The sequence below is a fragment of the Rarobacter incanus genome, assembly GCF_006715765.1.
In the GTDB taxonomy this organism is placed as follows: Bacteria; Actinomycetota; Actinomycetes; order Actinomycetales; family Cellulomonadaceae; genus Rarobacter; species Rarobacter incanus.
On sequence record NZ_VFNV01000001.1, the window covers coordinates 1,679,731 to 1,701,657 of the forward strand.

General features: G+C 67.2%; 19 protein-coding genes. 14 read left to right on the plus strand and 5 right to left on the minus strand.

Annotated features, from left to right (window positions below; all coding sequences use genetic code 11):
* Positions 1–28 precede the first annotated feature (28 nt).
* Positions 29–1,504, minus strand: coding sequence for an adenylosuccinate lyase (purB, locus tag FB389_RS06955; RefSeq protein ID WP_142112233.1), 1,476 nt, complete (start codon positions 1,502–1,504; stop codon positions 29–31).
* Between the two features lie 200 nt (positions 1,505–1,704).
* Here purB and FB389_RS06960 point away from each other — a divergent pair, with 200 nt between their 5' ends.
* The 7 genes from FB389_RS06960 (at position 1,705) to FB389_RS06990 (ending at position 10,402) form a co-directional block, all read left to right on the plus strand.
* Positions 1,705–2,367, plus strand: coding sequence for an FMN-binding protein (locus FB389_RS06960; RefSeq protein ID WP_170207915.1), 663 nt, complete (start codon positions 1,705–1,707; stop codon positions 2,365–2,367).
* A complete protein-coding gene (locus FB389_RS06965) occupies positions 2,360–3,232 on the plus strand; it encodes an FAD:protein FMN transferase (RefSeq protein WP_142112237.1) in 873 nt (290 codons plus the stop codon). The genes FB389_RS06960 and FB389_RS06965 overlap by 8 nt, the downstream gene beginning before the upstream one ends.
* Positions 3,229–4,710, plus strand: a complete 1,482-nt coding sequence (locus FB389_RS06970) for an FAD-dependent oxidoreductase (protein ID WP_142112239.1) — start codon at positions 3,229–3,231, stop codon at positions 4,708–4,710. The genes FB389_RS06965 and FB389_RS06970 overlap by 4 nt, the downstream gene beginning before the upstream one ends.
* Before the next feature lie 79 nt (positions 4,711–4,789).
* On the plus strand, positions 4,790–5,494 hold the full coding sequence (locus FB389_RS06975; RefSeq protein WP_211344973.1) for a VTT domain-containing protein: 705 nt from the start codon (positions 4,790–4,792) through the stop codon (positions 5,492–5,494).
* 66 nt (positions 5,495–5,560) lie between these two features.
* On the plus strand, positions 5,561–7,849 hold the full coding sequence (locus tag FB389_RS06980; RefSeq protein WP_142112240.1) for a heavy metal translocating P-type ATPase: 2,289 nt from the start codon (positions 5,561–5,563) through the stop codon (positions 7,847–7,849).
* 25 nt (positions 7,850–7,874) lie between these two features.
* On the plus strand, positions 7,875–10,058 hold the full coding sequence (locus tag FB389_RS06985) for a heavy metal translocating P-type ATPase (RefSeq protein ID WP_425467250.1): 2,184 nt from the start codon (positions 7,875–7,877) through the stop codon (positions 10,056–10,058).
* Positions 10,058–10,402, plus strand: a complete 345-nt coding sequence (locus FB389_RS06990; RefSeq protein WP_142112242.1) for a metal-sensitive transcriptional regulator — start codon at positions 10,058–10,060, stop codon at positions 10,400–10,402. Before FB389_RS06985 ends, FB389_RS06990 begins: the two co-directional genes overlap by 1 nt.
* 25 nt (positions 10,403–10,427) lie before the next feature.
* On the opposite strand, the gene FB389_RS06995 is transcribed toward FB389_RS06990, so the two are convergent.
* Positions 10,428–11,018 carry a winged helix-turn-helix domain-containing protein gene (locus FB389_RS06995; RefSeq protein ID WP_142112244.1) on the minus strand — a complete coding sequence of 197 codons (591 nt, stop codon included), beginning with the start codon at positions 11,016–11,018 and terminating at the stop codon, positions 10,428–10,430.
* 153 nt (positions 11,019–11,171) lie between these two features.
* On the opposite strand from FB389_RS06995, the gene FB389_RS07000 reads away from it, so the two are divergent.
* From FB389_RS07000 to FB389_RS07015, 5 genes are all read left to right on the plus strand, one after another.
* The gene (locus FB389_RS07000; RefSeq protein WP_170207916.1) at positions 11,172–12,653 is read left to right on the plus strand and encodes an MFS transporter; all 1,482 of its coding nucleotides are present in this window, start codon (positions 11,172–11,174) and stop codon (positions 12,651–12,653) included.
* The gene (locus FB389_RS07005; RefSeq protein ID WP_142112248.1) at positions 12,593–13,516 is read left to right on the plus strand and encodes a cation diffusion facilitator family transporter; all 924 of its coding nucleotides are present in this window, start codon (positions 12,593–12,595) and stop codon (positions 13,514–13,516) included. Before FB389_RS07000 ends, FB389_RS07005 begins: the two co-directional genes overlap by 61 nt.
* 312 nt (positions 13,517–13,828) lie before the next feature.
* The gene (locus tag FB389_RS10495) at positions 13,829–13,972 is read left to right on the plus strand and encodes a hypothetical protein (RefSeq protein WP_170207917.1); all 144 of its coding nucleotides are present in this window, start codon (positions 13,829–13,831) and stop codon (positions 13,970–13,972) included.
* Between the two features lie 30 nt (positions 13,973–14,002).
* On the plus strand, positions 14,003–15,034 hold the full coding sequence (locus FB389_RS07010) for a hypothetical protein (RefSeq protein ID WP_142112250.1): 1,032 nt from the start codon (positions 14,003–14,005) through the stop codon (positions 15,032–15,034).
* Between the two features lie 152 nt (positions 15,035–15,186).
* A complete protein-coding gene (locus FB389_RS07015; protein ID WP_246043570.1) occupies positions 15,187–15,495 on the plus strand; it encodes a DUF4342 domain-containing protein in 309 nt (102 codons plus the stop codon).
* Here the strand turns inward: FB389_RS07015 and nhaA are convergent.
* From nhaA to FB389_RS07030, 3 genes are all read right to left on the minus strand, one after another.
* Positions 15,492–16,769: a Na+/H+ antiporter NhaA gene (gene nhaA, locus FB389_RS07020; protein WP_246043571.1), complete on the minus strand. Its 1,278-nt coding sequence runs from the start codon at positions 16,767–16,769 to the stop codon at positions 15,492–15,494. The two genes, FB389_RS07015 and nhaA, sit on opposite strands and share 4 nt — an antisense overlap.
* Before the next feature lie 101 nt (positions 16,770–16,870).
* Positions 16,871–17,521, minus strand: a complete 651-nt coding sequence (locus FB389_RS07025; RefSeq protein ID WP_142112253.1) for a DUF4125 family protein — start codon at positions 17,519–17,521, stop codon at positions 16,871–16,873.
* A gap of 8 nt (positions 17,522–17,529) precedes the next feature.
* Positions 17,530–19,497 (minus strand): DUF4037 domain-containing protein, encoded by a 1,968-nt coding sequence (locus tag FB389_RS07030; protein ID WP_211344975.1) that lies wholly within the window; start codon positions 19,495–19,497, stop codon positions 17,530–17,532.
* A gap of 135 nt (positions 19,498–19,632) precedes the next feature.
* Here FB389_RS07030 and FB389_RS07035 point away from each other — a divergent pair, with 135 nt between their 5' ends.
* Together FB389_RS07035 and FB389_RS07040 are read left to right on the plus strand one after the other, a co-directional pair.
* Entirely contained in the window at positions 19,633–21,027 is a 1,395-nt protein-coding gene (locus FB389_RS07035) for an MFS transporter (RefSeq protein WP_246043572.1), read from the plus strand.
* Between the two features lie 32 nt (positions 21,028–21,059).
* Positions 21,060–21,917, plus strand: coding sequence for an alpha/beta fold hydrolase (locus FB389_RS07040; RefSeq protein ID WP_170207918.1), 858 nt, complete (start codon positions 21,060–21,062; stop codon positions 21,915–21,917).
* Positions 21,918–21,927: the final 10 nt, after the last annotated feature.

The window sequence follows — 21,927 nt, forward strand, 5'->3', positions numbered from 1 at the left end:
CTCCTCATGGTTCGTAGTGGATGGTGGGTCAGTCGAGGTAGGTGTTGACCAACGATTCGGCCAAACCGACGTAGGTTGCCGGAGTCAGGGCGGCCAGCCGCTTGGCAACGTCGGCCGGCAGCCCCAGCGTCGCGATGAAGTTCCGCATGTCGTCCGCGGTGATCCGGTGACCGCGCGTCAATTCCTTCAACCGCTCGTAGGGGTTTTCCATTCCGGGGACCCCCGCGATCGCCGCCGCCCGCATCGCCGATTGGATCGGTTCGCCAAGCACCTCCCAGTTGTGGTCGAGCGCATTAGCTGTCACCTCAGTGTCGACCGCGAGCCTGGAAAGTCCCTTGGACACGTTGTCGATTGCGAGCAGTGAGTGACCGAACGCCGGGCCGATGTTGCGTTGCGTGGTGGAATCGGTCAGGTCGCGTTGCAACCGCGAGGTGACCAAGGTGGCGGCGAGCGTGTCGAGAAGCGAGGACGAGATTTCCAAATTCGCCTCCGCGTTTTCGAAGCGGATCGGGTTGACCTTGTGCGGCATGGTCGAGGACCCCGTTGCGCCGGGCACCGGTATCTGCTTGAAAACGCCGAGCGAAATGTAGGTCCACACGTCCGTGGACAGGTTGTGCAGGATGCGGTTGAACCGGGCCACGTCGCTGTAGAGTTCCGCCTGCCAATCGTGGGATTCGATCTGCGTGGTCAGCGGATTCCAGGTCAGCCCCAGGTGTTCGACGAATGCGCGCGATATGGCGGGCCAGTCAGCGCCGGGGACCGCGGCGGTGTGCGCCCCGAACGTGCCCGTCGCCCCGTTGATCTTTCCCAGGTATTCGGCCGCGTCAATGCGGCGCAACTGGCGGCGCAGCCGGTGGGCCAGCACGCCCAGTTCCTTGCCGAGGGTCGTGGGCGTGGCGGGCTGCCCGTGGGTGAGCGCCAGCAGCGGCACCGCCGCGTGTTCGTGGGCCATGGCGGCCAGCTGGTCCACGAGGTCGTGCGCGCTCGGCGCCCACACCTGCGTCACCGCGCCGCGCACCATGAGTGCGTACGACAGGTTGTTGATGTCTTCGGAGGTGCAGGCGAAATGCACCAATTCGGAGATGCGGCCCAGGTTTGTGTCGGGACCCAGTGCCGCGGGTGCCGCCGCGATGCGCCGCTTAATGAAGTATTCGACCGCCTTGACGTCGTGCACAGTTTCTTGCTCGATCGCCGCGAGTTCCGCAACCTCCGCGCTGCCGAAGGTGGCCGGAATCGCGCGCAGGTAGTCGACTTCGGCTGGGGTGAGCCGCGCGGCCCCCGGAACGACGGGGTCGGCAATGCCTGCGATCCCGCCGGTCAACGCGATGACCCATTCAACCTCCACGTTGATGCGCTCGCGGTTGAGCGCCGCCTCGGAAACGTAGTCGACCAGGGGGGCAACCGCGCCACGGTAGCGGCCGTCGAGCGGGCCCAGCGCGATGGGCGGGTCGATCTCGGCGAGGCGGACGCGGGCAGAGGTGGGTACGGCACTGTTGTTCGGCATGCCTGTATTCTCCCATGCGCCGCCCGCGCGAAGCGAGTACTGCGAGCCCGGTCGCGAGCGCCCGCGCCGGCTCCCCCGCGCGGATTCGGCGCATTGAATACGCACAGAGAACATTCAAGAAACGCTCCGGAACGGCCAGTAACGTACAACGTACCGGCGGGGAACCCACCCCGCCCCGAACCCACCAGCGAGGTCACGCCATGGATGCACGATCACAGCGAACATTCGACCGCACGACCGGTGCAGGCACCAGCGTCACGGACATCACTCGCGCAATTCCCAGCGACGCCGCGGGCATCTCCGCGACGGTCATCCCTGCGGCGCCGGGCCACCAGGCGGCGTCCGCGGTGACCTCGACCCGTGGCCGCGCGGTAGCCGCGGCGCGCGCAACGGCGGTGGCGGCGCTCGTTCTTACCGCCCTGTCAGCATGCTCCCAGTCCGCCTCGACCACCTCGGCGAGCGCGGCAGCGACCGGCACCCAGTCGGCCACGCAGGACTCCACGCAGGATGCGGAGGCAACCCAGGACGCCGATGCCGCGCAAACCGACACCGGCAGCGCCGGCGGGGCGGTCGCGGACGGCTCGTATTCCGCGAGCGGGACCTACCAGAGCCCCGGCGGCACCCAGCAGATCGAGGTCGCCGTCACGATCAAGTCCGGCGTGATCTCCGACGTGACCGTGACGCCCGCGGGTGCGGACGCGACATCGACGGCGTACCAGAAGGACTTCGCGTCGCACATCGCCGATGAGGTCGTGGGCAAGTCCCTCGCGGACGCCAAGGTCACCAAGGTTTCGGGATCGTCGTTGACGTCGCAGGGATTCAACGCCGCACTGGAGCAGATCGCGTCGCAGGCCGGTGCCTGAGTACGAATTTGACGCGATCGGCACCCGCTGGCAAATAACGACCGCGCACCCGCTCCCGGCCGCCGTCCGCGCCGCCGTCCACGCGCAGATCGAGGAATACGACCGGGCGCTGTCGCGGTTCCGCGGCGATTCGGCCGTCAGCGAGCTGGCGCGCAACGGGGGGAGCGCGGCGCTGCCCGCCTACGTTGGCGACCTGGTGGCGCTGTACCGAACGCTCGAAACGCTGACGAATGGCGCGGTGAACCCACTCGTTGGCCGGTCGATGGAGGCGCTTGGATACGACGCCGCATACACGCTGCGGCCAACGGGCGCGACCGTGGCGGCGCCCGCAATGGGGGACGCCGTGACCTATGCGGATGGAGTTTTGCGCGTCACGGAGCCGGTTTTGATCGACGTTGGGGCAATCGGCAAGGGGCAGCTGGTTGATTTGGTGGCGCAGATTTTGGGACGAGCCCGCCTCGCACCCTTCATCGTCGACGCGGGCGGCGACCTGTTCGTTTCGAGCGGCCACGACGAACCCGTCCGCGTGGGCCTGGAAGACCCCGCCGACGCCGGGCGCGTCATCGGGGCCCTGCCCGTGGACGGTCGCGCGGTGTGCGGATCCGCCCCCAACCGGCGCCAGTGGGGCAAAGGCCTGCACCACATCATCGACGCGCGCAGCGGTGCGCCCCTTTTCATGGGGCGCGGCGCAATAGCCACCTGGGGCATCGCCGATAGCGCCGCGGTCGCCGATGCGGCGGCGTCCGCACTGTTCTTCGCGGCCCCCGAGGCCGTTTCGGCGGCACTCGACTGTCAGTGTTTGACCCTGGACGGCGGCGGCCGCGCGGTGTGGAGTCACGACCTACCCGTGGAGGTGTACGCATGAAGGCCGGAACCCGCACCCTGCGCGAAACCGTGGATACTCGCCTGTCGCGCGTATCGATGCACGGGGTGACCCTCATCGCGCTTGCGGCGCTCGCCGCGCTGGCGATCGTGCTCGGCGCTTGCGGCGCGTTGCCATTTTCGCCCGCGGCCATGGCCGCCACCCTGGCGGTGACCGTCGTCGCGTCGGCGGGGGTGACCCTGGTCGGTTCCGCAATCGTGCGCCGCCGCCCGATGCCGGAATCGGCCGCCATCACGGGATTGCTGCTTTTCTTCCTGGTATGGCCGTCAACCGATCCCGCGACGCTGGCCTGGTACGCGGCCGCGGCGGGGGCGGCGGCCGCCGCGAAGTACCTGCTGGTGTTCCGCGGGGCGCACCTTGTCAACCCCGCCGCCTTCGGCGCCGCGGCCCTGGCCGTATCCGGCAAGGGGGCAGTGAGCTGGTGGATCGGATCCACCGCGATGTTCGCGGCGGTGGTAGTGGCGGGGGTCCTCGTGACGCGCCGCACCGGCACGATGCGCTTCGCTTGGGGCGTTGCGGCGGGCGCCTACGTTGTGACGGCGGCGACACTGCTGGTAAACGGCTCGGGTGTGGCCTCCGCGCTGTCGACGGCAGCGCTTTCCAACCCGTGGGTGTTCTGGGCCGTATTCATGGTCACGGAACCGATGACGGCACCGCAGCGGGCGCGCGATCGGTGGCTGGTGGGCGCGCTGATGGTGCTTCTGATAGCCGTTCCGGTGCATTTCGCCGTGGGGTCGGCCCACGTTGCGACATCCCCGGAACTGGTGCTCCTAGTTGCCAATGTCGTGACCGCGCTGGTTCAGCGCCCCCGCCCCCAATGGGCGCGGGTCACGGCCGTGGAGCGAGTCGGCGCCGATGGGCTCAGCGTCGTATTCGAGGTGCCGCGGGCCCTCGGGATTCGCGCCGGGCAATGGGTCGAGGTGCAGGCGCCGAGGGGTGGATTCGATAGGCGGGGCGCTCGTCGGGTCTTCACGCCCATCGGCACGGGACGGCAGTTTTCGATCGTCACGCGGGTGCCGGCGGATGCCAGCAGCTTCAAGCGGGAATGGGCGCGCCTGCGCGTCGGCGAGAGGGTGCGGGTGACGCGCAAGGGCGGGTCGTTCCTGTTGCCGCGCGACCCGGATCTGCCGCTGTTGTTGGTCGCAGGCGGGGTCGGCGTCACGCCGGTCCTGGCGTTCTTGGACGAATTGGGCCCCGGGCTTGGCGGGCGGGACGTGACCGTCATCTACCGGGCGGGCGCGGGCGGCGAAATAGGCCGCGACGCATTGGAAGCCAGCGGCGCCGAGGTACACGTGATCGATGGCCGCATAACGGCCCCCGTGGTGACCAAGCTGGTGCCCGACGTCGTTTGGCGGATGGCATACGTAGCGGGGCCGCCCGTCATGGTGGGCAATGTGTCGCGGGTACTGCACAAGGTCGGGGCGCGCGCAGTTGCCGTGGACGAGTTCTTCGGCGCCTAGCATCCGCATTCCGCGGCGCTGAGCGTTCACTTTGTGCGACTAGGATGGCGGCACATCCCACCGACGACTGGATTCGCCTGTGCACTTCCTTGCTGACCCCACCGTATTGACCGTTGCTCTCGGGCCGGATTGGCTCAATGCCGACTCCCTGATTCGTTCGTTCGGGCCGTATGCGCTGATCGGAATCGTGGTCGTCGTCTTCATCGAGACGGGGTTGCTTTTTCCGTTTCTGCCGGGGGATTCCTTGCTGTTCACGGCCGGGATGCTGGTTGCGCAGGACGTGCTCGACTTTCCGCTGTGGCTGCTGTGCCTGCTGCTGGTCGCCGCGGCCTTCGGCGGCGATCAGGTGGCCTACCTGATCGGGGACAAGGTCGGGCCCAAGATCTTCAATCGACCCGATTCGCGCTTCTTCAAGAAGGAACACATCGACAAGACCCAGGCATACTTCGAACGCTACGGGGGGCGGACGATCGTCCTGGCGCGGTTCGTTCCGTTCGTGCGGACCTACGCCCCCGTCGCCGCGGGGACCGCGCGCATGAGCTACCGTTGGTTCGTTAGCTATAACCTGCTCGGCGCGGTGCTGTGGGGCGTCGGGATCACCGTCTTGGGTTACTTCCTGGGGCAGATCAGCTTCGTGCACAACAACATCGAACTGATCATCGTGCTGATTGTCGTCGCCTCGATCATCCCGATGGCTGTGGAGGCCCTATTGCAGCGGCGCACCGCGAAGCGGGAGGCGGCGGCCGCTGCCGCCGCGGAGGCAGGTCCCGCGCCGAGCGAATAGCGCGCGGGGAATACCCCGTGGGGGTATGGTGGTTGGAGTCAGGGAAACCCGGCGAAAGAAGGCACCATGACGTCCACACCCGCGACGAGCTTCCCGCAGGCGGCGCCGCAGCAGATCACGCTCGACCTCGGCGGCATGACCTGTTCCTCGTGCGCCAACCGAATCGAGAAGAAACTCAATCGCGTCCCGGGCGTGGCCGCGACGGTCAACTTCGCGACCGAGCAGGCGATCATCGCGGCGCCCGCAGGCGTCAGTGCCGATGACCTGATCGCCGTCGTGGTGAACACGGGATACACCGCGCACGTGCCCGCCGCGGCGGAACCAACGCCGCAGGAGCGGGAGGCGGGCGCGGGGGAGTCGGCGCGCAACGACGCCGGGGACGAGGATCCTGAGCTCAGCGACTTGCGGCAGCGCCTGACAGTGTCGGCGATCCTGAGCGCGCCGGTCATCGTGCTCGCGATGGTTCCCGCCCTGCAATTCGTGAACTGGCAGTGGCTGTCGCTGACGCTTGCGGCGCCGGTCGTGGTGTGGGGCGCGTGGCCGATGCATCGCGCGACTTTCAAGAACCTGCGGCACGGCGCCGCGACGATGGACACGTTGATCACCCTCGGCACGGCGGCAGCGTTCCTCTGGTCGATTTACGCGTTGTTCTGGGGCCATGCGGGGGAACCCGGGATGCGACACGGCTTTGAACTGACGGCGCGCCAGGGCGATGGATCCGCGAACATCTATCTCGAGGTGGCGGCCGGGGTGACCACGTTCATCCTGCTGGGCCGGTACCTGGAACGACGCGCGAAGCGGCAGGCCGGGCAGGCGCTGCGCGCGTTGCTGGATCTGGGCGCCAAACAGGTTGCCGTCGTGCGCGGTGGCGCAGAAACCCTCATCCCGGTGCACGAATTGGCGGTGGGGGACCAGTTCGTGGTGCGGCCGGGGGAAAAAATCGCCTCCGATGGGGTCGTTGTGAGCGGGGCGTCCGCGGTGGACGCATCCATGCTCACCGGCGAACCCGTGCCGGTTGAAGTCGGTGCGGGCGATCCCGTGATCGGGGCGACGGTGAACGTGTCCGGACGGTTGGTGGTGCGAGCCACCAAGGTCGGGGCGGACACCCAGTTGGCGCAGATGGCGCGGATGGTGGCGACCGCGCAATCCGGCAAGGCTGACGTGCAGCGGCTGGCCGATCGCGTGTCCGCGATCTTCGTGCCCGTGGTGATCGGTATCGCCGCCGTGACGTTAGCGGCCTGGCTGGCAACCGGACATCCCGCAAGCTCGGCGTTTACGGCGGCCGTGGCCGTCCTGATCATCGCCTGCCCGTGCGCGCTCGGCCTGGCGACGCCCACCGCCTTGCTGGTGGGCACGGGACGCGGTGCGCAAATGGGCATTCTGATCAAGGGTCCGCAGGTGCTCGAGTCCACGCGGCGCGTCGACACGATCGTTCTGGACAAGACCGGAACCGTGACGAGCGGGAAAATGTCCGTTACGGAGGTGTTGATCGGGGCAGGCCAGGCGCGCGATGGGGTTATTCGGTTCGCGGGTGGTCTCGAATCCGCCTCGGAGCATCCGATCGCCGAGGCGATCGCGCTGTATGCGCGCGATGAGGCGGCCGAGTTGCCCGCCGTGAGCGGATTTACCAACACCCAGGGCCTGGGAGTTGCGGGTGTGGTCGACGGTCACGAGGGCGCGGCCGGACGCCCATCCTGGCTGGTTGAAAGCGGCTATGCCATGCCGGCGGAGCTGGCACGCGACTTCGCACGCGCCGAGGGTGGGGGTGCGACGGTCGTGGCCGTCGCCTATGACGGGCGGGTGCGCGCGGGATTCGCGGTGTCCGACACGATCAAGGACACGAGCGTGCAAGCCGTGCGGGATCTGGCGGACTTGGGGCTACGGCCCATCCTGTTGACCGGAGACAACGAGGTGGTGGCGCGCAAGGTCGGCGAGCAGGTGGGCATAGATACCGTGATTGCCGGCGTCCTTCCGGGCGGCAAGGTCGGGGTCGTTTCCGACCTCCAGGCCGCGGGCGCGGTGGTCGCCATGGTCGGAGACGGCATCAACGACGCTCCCGCCCTGGCGACGGCCGACCTCGGAATGGCAATGGGAACCGGGACCGACGCGGCGATCGAGGCTGCCGACATCACGCTGGTGCGCGGCGACCCCCGGATCGCCGCAGACGCGATTCGGCTGTCCCGCGCGACCCTGCGCACGATCAAGGGAAACCTGGTGTGGGCGTTCGGGTACAACGTTGCGGCGATACCGCTTGCGGCGCTGGGGCTGCTGAATCCGATGTTCGCGGGGGCCGCAATGGCATTTTCGTCCGTTTTCGTCGTCGGCAACTCGCTGCGACTGCGGCGGTTCAAGTAGGCAAAGGCGGGGCCAACGGATGGGCATGGGCAACGATCGGGAGATGGACATGAGCGGGCACGGTGCTGGGCACGGCGACATGGACATGAGCGGGCACGGCTCGATGCGTGCGCAGGACCATCAATCGATGGACATGAGTGGGCACGCTGGAATGGCCCACGACTCGATGGGCGGCATGTCGATGGGCTCCATGCACGGCATGTCGATGTCCGATCACGCGGCGATGTTCCGCAAGCTGCTGTTGATAATGTGCGCGATTGCGATACCCGTTGTTGCGCTATCGCCCATGTTTGCCGAGCTCATCGGCTACTCGGTCCCCTCCGCCGGGATCCTCGCTTGGGTGCCACCCATCGGCGGCACCGTGATGTACCTGTGGGGAGGCAAGCCGTTTCTGACGGGAGCCGTCGGTGAAATTCGGGCCCGCAAGCCGGGGATGATGCTGCTGGTAGCCATGGCGATTACGGTCGCTTTTTCGGCCTCGTGGATGTCGACGCTCGGCCTGATCGACCACTCGCTTGAATTCTGGTGGGAACTAGCGCTGCTGATCGTGGTCATGCTGGCGGGTCATTGGATCGAGATGCGATCGTTGGCGCAGACGGGGGAGGCGCTCGATTCGCTGGCCGCCCTGCTCCCGGACGAAGCGGAACGCGTCACGCCAGCGGGAACGGAACGAGTGGCGCCGCGCGACCTCGCCATTGGTGACGTGGTCGTTGTGCGCCCGGGCGGTCGGATTCCTGCCGACGGCGTGGTGACGCAGGGAACGGCCGCCGTCGACGAATCGATGATCACGGGTGAATCGGCGCCGGTGGAACGCGCCGTCGGCTCGCGGGTAGTCGCGGGCACGGTCGCCACCGATTCGGGGCTGCGCGTCGAGGTGCGCGCCGTTGGCGACGATACGACCTTGGCGGGAATCGGTCGGCTGGTGCGAGAGGCACAGAACTCGTCCTCAAAAACACAGCGGCTTGCGGATCGCGCAGCGGGGTGGCTCTTTTGGTTCGCGCTGGGGGCCGCGGCGGTTACTGCCGTGGTGTGGCTCCTTGCCGGCGAGCCGCAGCAGGCGGTCGTGCGGGTGATTACGGTCCTGGTCATCGCCTGCCCGCACGCCCTGGGCCTGGCGATTCCGCTGGTTGTGTCCATTTCCACCGCGCGGGCGGCGAAGGCGGGGATCCTAATCGCCAATCGCGTGGCCCTTGAACGGGCCCGCCTCGTTTCGGTGGTTGCCTTCGACAAGACGGGCACTTTGACCAAGGGGGTCCCGGAGGTTACCGGTGTGGCGGCTGCCGAGGCGTCCCCGTCCGGCCCCGGCGCGGCGGCGGTGCGGGCGCAGAACGCGGTGCTGGCGTTGGCGGCGGCCGTGGAGGCGGAAAGCGAGCACCCGCTGGCCAAGGCGATCGTGGCGCGCGCTGCCGATGCGGGCGTCGACCTGCCGCAGGCAACGGGGCATGCTTCGACGCCAGCTATTGGCGTCAGCGCGCAGGTCGCCGGGAAGCGGGTGGAGGTCGGAGGGCCCGCGCTCCTGCGAAGCCACAACCTGTCGCCGCTGGCGCTGTCGGCGCCATGGGAGGCTCGGGGCTCCACGGTGGTGCACGTCGTGTGCGACGGCGCTGTCAGCGGCGCGATCGCCCTGGACGACCAGGTGCGGCCGGAGGCCGTGGAGGCGGTGCGTTCCCTGCACGCCCGGGGTGTGCGCGTCGTGATGATGACCGGGGACGCCGCCGGGGTAGCTAAACGGGTGGCCGGGGTGGTCGGCGTGGATTCGTGGCACGCCGCCATGAGCCCGCAGGACAAGGCGGACAGGGTTGGCGCCCTGCGAAGCGGCGGCGATGTCGTGGCGATGGTGGGGGACGGCGTCAATGATGCGCCCGCGCTAGCGGCGGCGGATGTGGGCGTGGCGATCGGTGCCGGAACCGATGTCGCCATCGCTTCCGCCGGGGTCATCCTCGCCAGCGACGACCCGCGGGGCGTGGTCTCGGTCGTGGAACTATCGAAAATCGCGTACCGAAAGATGCAGCAGAATTTGTGGTGGGCGGCCGGATACAACCTGGTCGCGGTGCCGCTCGCGGCCGGCGTGCTGGCGCCGATCGGATTCGTGATGCCAATGTCGGTGGGGGCAATTTTGATGTCGCTTTCGACCGTGGTGGTCGCGGTCAACGCGCAATTGATGCGCCGGGTCGATCTTGGATCTCGGCAAAACGACGGGGGAAAGTGATGGGTGACGTGGATCTGGAGTTTCCCGCCCAGGGGGCGCGCTGCGAGTGCGACGAGGCCGTCGGTCACGGGTACATCGTCGATAAGGACCGGTACTTGGCACGGCTCAAGCGCATCGAGGGGCAGGCGCGCGGAATCTACCGAATGGTGGACGAGGAGAAGTATTGCATCGACATCCTCACGCAGGTTTCGGCGCTCACGAGCGCGTTGCGCTCGGTCGCGCTTGGGCTCTTGGATGATCACCTGCGCCACTGCGTCGCTGACGCCGCGCGGGCTGGCGGGGCCGAGGCGGACCAAAAGTTCCAGGAAGCCACCGATGCGATCGCGCGCCTCATGCGGGCGTAGCGGAAGGGGCACCGCGATTGCGCGGCTAGGCTTCCGCGTCGGGATGGATGGCGGTGAAAATCGATAGCGGCTTGCCGTCGGGGTCGGGGCCGCGGTCGCGAAACTCGTTGATGAGCGCGTACAGGCGCGCTTCGAGTTCGGCCCGATGCGCGTCGCTGAGCTGCAAACCCAACCATGCGACGTGCAGGTCTTCGGGCGCGAGCCCGCGAACCTGCTGCAAGAACGTCTCGATGAGGACATGCGATACGGCGGCAGTGGGGCGCTGCCAGGCCAGCCCGGTGGAGCGGTAAGGGACCTCGCGCGCGCCCTGCGTCCCGGTGCGTTCCGGGCCCGCCGCGAGGAAGCCGGTTTTCACCAGCGTGCGGACATGGTGAAGGACCGTGCCGGGGTTCAGGCCCAGCAGCAGGGCCAATTCCTTGTTGGTGCGGGCCTCGAAGCGACACAGCCGGATGATCCGGAGGCGGATCGGGGAGCTGAGCGCGCGCGCCCGCGCCTGCGCGGCGGCCGCGGTTTCGGCGTTCTCTGTGTCGGCGGCCGCGGCCGCGGTGTCGGTAGCCTCGTCCCCGGTGGCCTCGTCCCCGGTCGGCGAGGGATCGGCTGGCTGCGACTGTGTCATTCCGTGATTTTACCGAGTGCTGCTGTGGGGGTCGCGCCCGCGCTGGCGCGGCTTGACATCGAGCCCACACTTCGCCACAGTGATTGGTAAACATCAATCAGTGGTTCGAAGGTGAGTAGTAGCGTGCAGCGCAACGGTCGCATGGCCCCGCCCATGCCCCGGACAGTGGCCCATGTAGGACTTCCCACGCGAACGGCGTCGACCGTTCGGGGGGCCCGCAACGGGGGAGGGCGGGCCTCGTCCCCAAAGAGACGCAGGAGCGGGACGCTGTGGGCCGATCGGAATTTCCTGACCCTGTGGGGCGGTCAGGCCCTGAGCCAAATCGGCGCGCAGATCGCGCAGGTCGCCATGCCCGTCGTCGCTGTTCTGCTGCTGCGGGCCACCGACTTCCAGGTGGGCGTGCTGTCCGCGGCGTCGGTCGCGGCCTTCCTGGTGATCGGGCTGCCCGCCGGCGCCTGGATCGACCGATTGCGTAAACGCCGCGTCATGATCGCGGCCGATGCGGTGCGCGCGGGTGCCTTGGCGGCAATTCCCATCCTGTGGGCGTCCGGCTCGCTGCACATCTGGCACCTTTACGTCATCGCGACGATCATGGGCGTGGCGACGGTGTTTTTCGACGTCTCCTACCAGTCGCTGATCCCGGCGCTGGTCGGCCCCGCGCACATCAGCGAAGCAAACTCGAAACTGGAATCCACCCAGCAGATAGCGCGCCTGGTGGGCCCCGCCGCTAGCGGGGGCCTCATCGGGCTCTTCAGCGCCCCGCTGGTGATCGTCATCACCGTGGCCACCTACCTGGGTTCGTTTGGGGCGCTGGTTCGCACGCGCTCGAACGAGCCCAAACACACGCGGGTCGGCGCCAAGCCCCTGGGCCGCGAGATCGCTGAGGGGCTGCAATGGGTATTCGGCAACCCGCTGCTACGCCGAATCGTCGTCGCAATCGCGCTCTCGAACATCTTTTCGCAGATCGCCTTCACCCTCCAGCCGATTCTCATCTTGAGAATCCTCGGGATGTCGGCAACGACGATGGGAGCCATCTTGTCGATCGCGGCCTGCGGCGGCCTGGCGGGCGCGCTGACGGCCACGCGGCTCAGCCGCCGGTTCGGGGACTCTCGTCTCATCCCCTGCGCCGCGATCCTGTGGTGCGTCGCGGGACTCCTCATGCCCGTCGCCGCCGCGTTCCCTGCCGCCGCCTTCGCCATACTCGCGATCGAGGGCGCCCTGATGAGCTACGGCATCTTGGTCTTTAACGTGATCCAGGTGTCATTTCGGCAGCGCGTGACGCCACCGCATTTGCTGGGTCGCATGAATGCGTCGGTGCGATTCATGTTCTGGGGTGCGATGCCGATCGGATCCATGCTGGCGGGAGCCCTGGGCAGCCATCTGGGGACCGTTGCGGCGATCTGGATCGGGGCGATCGGGCAGATAGCGGGGCTCTCGTTGCTGATCTGCGGGCCGTTTTGGTCGCGCGGAACGCTGCCGGCAACCGCGCAGGAAATGATGGACGAGGCCACCTCCCGCACCCGCGCTCGGGTAGTCTCAAAGGGAACCATTCACGCGGTGCAAGATGAGGAACCATGGGTGCTGGACACGACCACGGAGCAACGACAGACGCCGTTAGTAACCGCAGTCGACTAGCGGTCGCCCTCGGCATTACGCTCGCGATTCTGTTGGCGCAGGCGGTCGGCGCGCTGTGGACCGGGTCGCTGGCGCTCCTGACCGACACCGCCCACATGCTCACCGATGCGTTGGGGCTGGGCACGGCACTGTTCGCGGCGCACCTAATGTCGCGACCTGCCACCTCCAAGCGCACATGGGGCTACCGCCGGGTCGAGGTGCTCGCGGCGTTGGGGCAGGCTGCCGTGCTGCTCGCCGTGGGGTTTTTTGTGGCCGTCGACGGGGTGCGGCGGCTAATGTCGCCCCCCGAGGTTCCCTCCACCGAACTGCTGATTTTCGGGGTGCTGGGCCTCGTCGGAAATATCGCTTCCATGCTGGTCATATCGTCGCGGCGCAGCGCCAATTTCAACATGCGAGCGGCGTTCCTTGAGGTCGTCAACGACGCGCTTGGGTCGGTGGGCGTGATCGTTGCAGCCATCGTCATCGCGACGACGGGCTGGCAGCGCGCGGACTCCGTGGCGGGTTTGTTCATCGCCGCGCTGATCGTGCCCCGCGCCCTGGTGCTGTTGCGCGACACGGGCAACGTGCTGCTGGAGGCCACGCCCGAGGAATTGGATTTGGACGAGGTCCGCCGTCACATGCTCAAGCTCGACCATGTGCGGCAGGTCCACGACTTGCATGCTTCGACGGTCGCTACCGGGCTGCCCGTCATTTCCGCGCACGTCGTGGTTGACGACGAGTGCTTCAAGACCGGGCACGCGCCGCAGATCCTGGCGGCCCTGAAGAACTGCGTGGAGCAGCACTTTCCGGTGCCGGTCGAGCACTCGACCTTTCAGCTGGAGACGGCCTCGGTCGCTGCCTCGGAGAAGCATAATCACGCCTAGCCTGCGCGGGTCGGGTGACTGCCTCGGCGCTTAGCCGATTCGGTTGGGCCCCCTGATCGGCATTGATTGGGCCCTCTGGAGGGGTTCCTTGAGCGCATCTGCCCAGGTCCGTTACGCCTTTTGGCCGTTGTGTGACATCGCTGACAAGGCACCCAATGCAATCGTGTCAGACCCTAGAGTTATCTTGCGGTTTGTACATGGGGTTTCGAGGATTCCGTAGCGGTTTAGGGAAATACGTCTGAAACGAGGTCTGCGAATCGCGGGAAATATTCCCGCTGTCCTGTGTGCTCTTCGGAAAATACGCGAGCGCTTGTGTTGAGTGCCGAGGAGGCGTCGGCGGGGCACGTTCCCGGCGTCGAAGTGAGCGCGGACGCCATGAAGGCCCGCGCGACTGACCGCTTCTGCTTCACGTGCGGACGGCGGCGCCTGGCGCTGGACGGCGCGGAGGATTGGTAGTGGCTGATCCGCCCGAAGGGGCCAGTGGCTGTGGCGGTCACCGAGTTCGCAAAGCAGATCGGCGCGGTCCGGGATGGGATGCGCGGTGCCAGCGCGATTGCTTCACCGTTTGCGCTGTGGGTTCACCTTTCGCGTGCGGCGGCGTTTGGGCGGGGCAACGTGCGGCGCGATGCCGAACGCGCGCTCGGCATGCAGGTGGGGTGGTCGCGGCGGCACGCCGAATGGCTCCTGGAAGCACCGCACGGCGCGTTTTCCGTGGAAGTTGCGTCATGGCTGGGCCGCGGAAGCTGCCTCGAGGGCCTCGATGACCTTGTTGATGGCATCTGCGGAACAACTGCGGATCTGGACCGCTGGGTTGCCCACGCGACCGGCAATGCGCAAGGGGCATGCCTGCCGGTTCCGGACCAGAACACCGAGGTGGTGGTCGCGGGGGCGATGAACCTTCGCGCCGCTTGGAACTCGCCGCTGGCGCAGCAACCCGACGGCATGCTCGCGATGCGCGATGGCGTGATGGGGGTGGTCCACACGCAGGCCGCGGGGTGGGTTGCCGTTGCGAAGCCATTTAGTCGATCCGGGCTGGATGTCATTAGCGTGAGAGCCGACCCCGCCGTTGCAACAAGCGAGGTGTGGGCCGCCACCGATGAGGTCGTCGCGATGCTCAACAGCGCAGCGATCGAGATTGACTCCCTCGGGGCTTCGCCGGTCGGCGGCCCCCTTCTGCTGTCGGGGCACGCGCGGTCCGTCGCCTCCGACCCCGCGGACTTCGACGACGGGTTGGGACGCGGCTGGGTGGCGCTCATGCCGCGGTGGGACCTGCGGTCGAAGCTGACGCCGTCGTACCGCGACGAAACCGACGCCGTGCTAGACGCGCTCGCGTCACGCCGCTGCCTGGGCGGGGGCTTCATCATGCGGATCCACGCCTTGCGGGCTGTATACGCAAGCGACAGCTTTGGCGGTGCCCCCGATACCCCGCGGCAGGCGGCGGCGAAACCTGCGGACCTCCCGCCGGCGCGCCCCGGATACGCTTCACGCCTTAGCGTCCGGCTCTGCTTCACGCCTTAGCGTCCGGCTCCGCTTCGATCGCCCGCACGCCGTGGTCGGGATCACGCGCGGGGGCAGCTGGGAAGGCATCCGCGTGTTCGAAGCATGGGTCGATCCCAGCCAATTGACGGATAATGACAGGCCAGGTTCTTAGGCGCGTCGAGGAGGCTGCTGTGGCAGAAGGCACGTGGTACGAGGAATTCAAGGTCAGCGGCGAAAACGTCACGGGCCGGGTCAAGGAACTGATCCGCGAGGGCAACGTCCGCAGGGTCTTTATCAAGAACGAGAAGGGCGAGACCGTGTTGGTCGTCCCCTTGAATACGGGGTTGGCGGTGACGGCGGCGACCGCCCTGTTTGCTCCGGGGCTGGTTGCCATCGGTGCGGTGGCCGCACTACTGACCCAGGTCACCATCGGGGTGGAACGGGAAGCCAACCCAGGTGACGGTCACATCGTCGACGGCGAGGTGGTCCCCAAGGACTAGACCTGGCGTGTGGCCTTGTGGCGTTGGCCGCGCATAACGAGCAGAACAGTTCCGATAATCCCTGCTGCGGCCGAACCCAGCAGAACGCCCAGCTTCGCTTGGGTGTCGGCAAGCGACCCGGCGCCGAAGGCAAGATCGCCGATCAGCAGCGAGATGGTGAACCCGATACCTGCGGTCATTCCCATGGCCACGAGGTCGCTCCAGGTCAGGGCCGGATCCACGGTAAAGGTGCGCAACCGCGTGGCCAGGTATGTTGCGCCGACGATGCCGAGCGGCTTGCCGATCACAAGCCCGGCAACGACCCCGAGCGTGACGGGGTTGAAAATTGATCCCGCCCCGCCGTCACCTCGAAGATCAATCCCCGCCGCGAAGAACGCAAATACGGGCAAGACGAACAGCGTGGAGATTGGCGATAGCCGTTCGAGCATGCGGGTCGAAACCGCGATGTAGCGATTCCCACCGCCGGTCGCCGGAGTCGCGACGTGGGCTGCGGTGGTGGGCACCGCCGGTACGGTGCAGGCCAACGCAACGGCGGCGATCGTGGGGTGGATACCGCCGGCGTGCACCAGCGCCCAGGTCGTGACAGCCAAGGGAACCAGGATCCACGGGGTGCGGACTCCTCGTCGGACCAACGCCGCGAAGGCGCCCAGCGCGATGACCGCGCCTACCAGCGGCCCGAAATGTAGCGATGGCGAAAGCGTCAACGCGATGATGACGATTGCGATCAGATCGTCGGCGATAGCCAATGTCAGCAAGAAGACGCGCAATGCGGCGGGAAGGTACCTGCCAGCAACTGCCAGGATGGCCGCTGAGAACGCAATATCGGTCGCGGTGGGTACCGCCCATCCAGTTGTATGCCCGCCCGGCGCGAAGGTGTTGATTGCAACGAAAATGAGGGCGGGGGCGATCGCGCCGCCGCAGGCGGCAAGGACAGGGACGGCGGCCTGGCGCGGATCGCGCAGCCGTCCCGTGACGAATTCCTGCTTGAGCTCGAGCCCGACGACGAAGAAGAAAATCGCGAGCAAACCGTCTCGAATCCAATCCCCGATGCTGAGGTTCAGGTGCAGTCCGGCGGGGCCGATGGTGTAGTCGCGAACGGCCGTGTAGGCGTAGGCTGCCGCAGAGTTCGAGATGACGAGCGCGGCGCCGGTTGCGAGGAGCAGAAGCGCGCCGCCCACAACATCGGAGGCGAGCCGAGTTCGTAATTCGATCCATGTCGGCCGGTGGGCGCGCAGGGATGCGGGCATCCACAAAGAGATGGGCCGGTGAGGCATGCGGGGCTCCTTGCCGAGGGTCGACGATCACATCGTCGACCAGGCTTCCCGACACACCGCCGTTAATTATACAAACGGCGGGGCGGGGAGCGGCGGGCCCGCTATGCGCGCTGGGTGGCCTCGGCCTGATCAAGGGTTTCGTCGCCGCCGAGGCGGACCGCCCACTGCACGGTGACCTGCGTGAGGTTGAGGCCGTTCGCCCGCATGAGGTCGACAAATTCCGCGTACGCCGCGAGCGTCGGCTCGGAGTACGTGCAGAGCTCACCGCGCAAGTACGTTTCGAATGAGGTGTCCCCGATGACGTCCTGTGCCGTGCGCAATTTCCGCATCGCTGCGCCGAGCTTCGGAAAGTGGGCGCGGAACTCGTCGGCCCAAGCAACCTGGATTGCGATGATCCGTTCCTGCAGCGCTATCCGCTCATCGTTCAACGCCGGGAGGTACGGTGCGAGTTCGCGGGCGTAGCGTTCGGGTTCGGTGGTGACCATCATGCGCGCATACTTCTCCATGACCAGGTTCCGCCCGACGGATCTTGCCCGCAGCAGATCGGAGCCGTACGCGGCGATCAGTTCGGCCGGCCAGGTGAGGAACTGCGCGAGCCGCATCTGGTCGAACACGGGCCAGTTTCCCTGACATTCCGCGCGCCCCCCGTCGCTATTGACCTTCTGGAATTGTTCCCATTCCAGCTCGGCTAGGTCGCTGCATGCACCATAACGTTCCGGCGTCGGAAACTCATCCGGATCAGGAATCTCCATAAACCACCTCACACACTCTTCAGCCACGGGTCGCTGATCGCTAACTCCACGAAGGGCCGCTGCCATTCGAGGAACTTTTCATCGGACGAGGTCAGCCCCGACTTTCTGAGCTCGCTGACGATTGAGTCGCAAATTCGATCGATAGCCTCCATTACCTGTGTGCGTGCGAGGCTGGAGCCTTTCCCGCCCTCCCCGAATTGTGCGCCTCCGCTGCATGCGGCGGAAGCCAGGCGGACGATTGTGGATAACTCGTCTACAATGTGCGGCAGCCGCGACACCTTTTGGGACGCTAACCGGCGCAGGGCCGCGAACTGCCACTTGTAGTACGGCAGGTATCCGCGGGCGGCAGGCCGGTTGAGCAAGAACACGAGCGAAGCCGTCGCTTGCACGAACTCGGAAACGGCCAACCACGCCCCCTCGGCCTGGCCGCGGTCGAGCATGCGGGGAACGTTGTACTGGCCCGCCTGCGAGATCATGCCGAGCCTGCGCGATATCAGCGCCAGCCAGACGTCCTCGGGCATCCGCTTAAAGCCCATGCGGATCGCGGTGAACTCCCCCAGCGGATCGCGGAACACCTCGCCGTTGGTGGCCGCCGCCAGGGTCGATTCCTCCAGCAAGAGCCACTGGTGCGGCTTGTCGGCGGCAGGGGCCTGCGGGTAGCCGGTGATCTGCTCGAAGAACGCGTCGATGCTGAAGACACCGACCCGCTTCCCGGCGCCGCCCTCGCTGGCGCGCGGCGTCCGCACGCGCGGACCGAAACCTCGAAACTGCTTCGGCAACTCGTCGTAGGCGTGCTGCACCTCGGCGCCGATGCGGCGATAGTCGTCGCGGGTGAGCCACATGCAAAAGCCCGGCCCGAAGTCGTGGTCACGCGAGAGGCGATCGTCGAATCCGTAACACTCCGATCCGTGACCCACCAGGCCAACGGCCATGCGGTCGATGTGGGACGGGAAGCGGTCCCGCATGAGCGGCAGTCCGAGCTCTTCCCAAAACGCGCGAGATAGTTGCAGGCCGGTCAGCGGCGAGCCCGCAGATGGCGCGGGGCTTTGCGCGTGCGCGACCGGAACTGCGATGAGCGAGGAATCCGGTTCGGCCGTCCGCCGGGACGTGTCGGGGCCGGCCGTAGGGGCGTCGAGATCGCGGGCGGCCAGGCGCCCCTCGGCTGTGGCGAGGTTGTCAGAGGTGATGGCGTAGGCGTCGCTGCCCACTCCGTAGCACTGCTCGATGATGACGAGCGCACGGCGGTACGCCTGCACGGCGAGCTCGGGGTGCCCCCCTTCGAGGCATCCCTGCGCGTAAGCCGCAAGGGCGGCGGCAACATGCGGATTCGATTGGTTATCCACGGATTCGAAAATCGCCATCGCGCGCGAGACCGCGCGGTTAGCGTTCGCGGAATCCCCCAGTTTGAAATCGACAAGGGCCAGGTTGGACAGGGTGGACGCGATGTCCACGTCGGCGTCGGGGTCGGTGGAGGCCGCCTCCGCTATTGCGAGCGCCTCCAGCAGGTGTTCTCGCGCTTGCCCGTACTCACCCTGCTGCGAATACGCCATCGAAGCGTTATTGTGCAGCGCTGCTATGCGCCGGTCATTGGGCGCCATCGTCCGCTCGCAGATCTCGAGTGCCCTGTTGTACCGGGCGAGTGCGTCGGCGTTTCGCCCGGCGGCCCGCAGGGCGGTGGCCGAATTGATCAGGGTCGTCGCCTCGGCGTCCGAGCCGGCAAGGCCCATAGCAGCGATGAGGTCGAGCGCGTCATCACCGCACGCGATCGCGTCGTCGTGGCGCGATACAGAACGATAGAATCCCGCCAATTCGTTGAGAACGGTCAGCTGCGCGGCCATATCGGTGGCCGCGCGGGCCCGCGCGAGCCCGTCGAACAGGTAGTCCTCGATGGCCTGGGGCGGGGTGTGCGCCGCAAATGCCCGGTCGAGCCCCTGCAAGAACCCGGTGGTGTCAAAGATCTGTCCAGATGCGCTCACTCCTCCATCATTGCAGCGTTGCGGGTGGCCGGGGTGAGACATAGGGGCCATAGCGAAACGATGCGCGGACCACGCGCGTTGGAGAGACAATGGGAAGCCTATGAAACAAAAACCGAGTGTCCGCGCGAAATCGATATGAAGTCAAGCCGCAACGCAGCTGCACCCGGTACCGGCGAACGCAAAGATCCGATTTTCCCGCTGCGGACCGTTGTCTTGGGGGCCTTTGTTCCGACGCTGCTGTTCGAGGTGGGGCTCGGGGCGCTCATTCCCATCATTCCCGCATTGACCACAATCGCGGGCGGGAACCTCACGCATGCCGCGCTCATCGCGGCCCTGATCCCCGTCGGCAAAATCCTCTTCGATCTACCCGCCGGCGCCCTATCGGCGCGAGTCGGTGACCGCGTTGCGATGATGGTTGCCGGGACCATGGCAGTCGGGTCCTACCTGGTTGCGGTCCTGGCAGGAAACCTCGTCGGACTGGCCGGGGGCGTGTTCGCGGTCGGGGCCGCGTCCGCCGTGTATAACCTGGCGCGCCAGGCGTATTTGACCGAGGTGACACCCCCGCTTCAGCGAGCACGGGTGATGTCGACGCTGGGAGGGTTTCACCGCATTGGGCTGTTCATCGGGCCATTCGCGGGGGCCGGGCTCATCGCCCTGTTCGGGGTGGGGTCGGTGCTGTGGCTCGGCATCGGTTCAGCGGGAGCCACGGTGCTGCTTCTCAGCCTGCTTGGCGCAGATACCGCCGGGGTTCCGCGCCGCTCCCGCGGCGCCGGTGCTGGTTCCGCTCGCGGGCGGGCAACGGCGCCGGGGCAATTATCGGCGTGGCGCTTGGCGCTGCTGCATAGGGGCCTGTTTGCGCGCATGGGCACGGCGATACTCCTTGTCTCCGCCGTGCGCGGCGCCAGGCAGAACGTGATACCGCTGTGGGCGGAGCACATCGGCCTGCACGAATCGACCACCTCGCTCATCGTGGGGATCGCCGGTGGGCTAGACATGGTGTTGTTCTATCCGGCGGGGAAGGTCATGGATAGGTTCGGTCGGCTGTGGGTCGCGGTTCCCTCAATGGCGCTCATGGCGCTCGGCACGGCGCTAGTTCCTTTGACCGGAACCGCCGCGGGTTTGGGCTGCGTGGCGGGCATTTTGGGGGTGGCGAACGGAGTTGGATCCGGCATCGTCATGACGCTGGGGGCCGACATGGCGCCCCCGGATCAGCGGTCCAGGTTCCTGTCCGTGTGGCGGCTCTTCCAGGACACCGGCGACGCGGCGGGGCCGCTGCTCCTGTCGGCGGGCGCCGCCGCCGGATCTCTCGCGGCCGGAATCATCGCGGCGGCGTGTACCGGGGCCTGGCGGCGGGGGCGTTGGCGAAGTGGGTTCCCAGGTACTCGCCCCTTGCCAACTTGCGCACGGCCCCTCGTTCGCCGGACGAGGTTTGCGGGGGCTGACGTCCGGGCCGCCAGCGTTGCGCGCACGACCCGGGCGTGGACGCGGGGCCCCGTATGCCCGAAGATGGTCAGGGCGCGCCGCGCCTAGCGACGAGGGGAGAAACACGATTGCGGCACATCTTGAGCGACGACGGTCCACGGGCCGCGGCCGTTGGCGTGGCCGCGGCGGGCATCGGCGCAGCGTCCGGCGGCGCCGCGAATCCTGGTCCGCAATCGTTTGCGGAGCCGACAGTGCACTCGTACCACCATCGACTTGCGGAGATGGAGTATTCGGAATTCGACTACTGTGGCCCGGACTCGTCCGTCCCCACCTTCGTGGTCGTGCACGGGATTGGCATGGGCAGGCGCGCCATGGAGCCGTTGGCCGGCGAACTTCAACGCGCCGGAAACGTGTATGCGCTGGACCTGCCCGGGTTCGGTGATTCGCCCGAGCCGCGGCACAACGGAACCATGGCAGCGATGGGGGAACTCGTCGCTCATTTCATCGATGATCTGGCGCTGAAGAAAGTCATCCTCGTCGGGCACTCGATGGGCACGCAGGTTGCCACGGAGACCGCGATCGCGCACCCGGCCGACTGCGTTGGGCTGGTCCTCATCGCCCCAACAATCAATAGGTACGAGCGCTCCGCATGGCAGCAAACCCGCCGCCTGCTTCAGGATCTGGCAGGCGAGAAGCCGCAGGTCCTCGCCGCTGGGCTCGAGACCTACGTGCGCGCCGGCCCGTGGTGGTTCCTCGGCAAGGTGCGACGGATGCTCGAACACGACGTGGAACACCGCTATCCGCTCATCCGCGTCCCGACGCTCGTGCTGCGGGGCAGCCAGGATCGGGTGGTGCCGCGACGGTGGGCGCTGGAGGTGGCCGCCGCCATTCCGGGAGCCCAATACAACGAGATTCGCGGGCACCGGCACGAGGCTATGGTCCACCGCCCCCAGCAGGCCGCGCGCGAGATTCGCCAATTCGCGTCCGCAGTGATGTAAATCCGCTGTT

What these genes read in the sequence shown, in the direction of transcription:
- purB (WP_142112233.1), bottom strand. Translation starts at nt 1,504, where the DNA reads ATGCCGAACAACAGTGCCGTACCCACCTCTGCCCGCGTCCGCCTCGCC.
- FB389_RS06960 (WP_170207915.1), top strand. Translation starts at nt 1,705, where the DNA reads ATGGATGCACGATCACAGCGAACATTCGACCGCACGACCGGTGCAGGC.
- FB389_RS06970 (WP_142112239.1), top strand. Translation starts at nt 3,229, where the DNA reads ATGAAGGCCGGAACCCGCACCCTGCGCGAAACCGTGGATACTCGCCTG.
- FB389_RS06980 (WP_142112240.1), top strand. Translation starts at nt 5,561, where the DNA reads ATGACGTCCACACCCGCGACGAGCTTCCCGCAGGCGGCGCCGCAGCAG.
- FB389_RS06985 (WP_425467250.1), top strand. Translation starts at nt 7,875, where the DNA reads ATGGGCAACGATCGGGAGATGGACATGAGCGGGCACGGTGCTGGGCAC.
- FB389_RS06990 (WP_142112242.1), top strand. Translation starts at nt 10,058, where the DNA reads ATGGGTGACGTGGATCTGGAGTTTCCCGCCCAGGGGGCGCGCTGCGAG.
- FB389_RS06995 (WP_142112244.1), bottom strand. Translation starts at nt 11,018, where the DNA reads ATGACACAGTCGCAGCCAGCCGATCCCTCGCCGACCGGGGACGAGGCC.
- FB389_RS07000 (WP_170207916.1), top strand. Translation starts at nt 11,172, where the DNA reads ATGCCCCGGACAGTGGCCCATGTAGGACTTCCCACGCGAACGGCGTCG.
- FB389_RS07005 (WP_142112248.1), top strand. Translation starts at nt 12,593, where the DNA reads ATGGGTGCTGGACACGACCACGGAGCAACGACAGACGCCGTTAGTAAC.
- nhaA (WP_246043571.1), bottom strand. Translation starts at nt 16,769, where the DNA reads ATGCCTCACCGGCCCATCTCTTTGTGGATGCCCGCATCCCTGCGCGCC.
- FB389_RS07025 (WP_142112253.1), bottom strand. Translation starts at nt 17,521, where the DNA reads ATGGAGATTCCTGATCCGGATGAGTTTCCGACGCCGGAACGTTATGGT.
- FB389_RS07035 (WP_246043572.1), top strand. Translation starts at nt 19,633, where the DNA reads ATGAAGTCAAGCCGCAACGCAGCTGCACCCGGTACCGGCGAACGCAAA.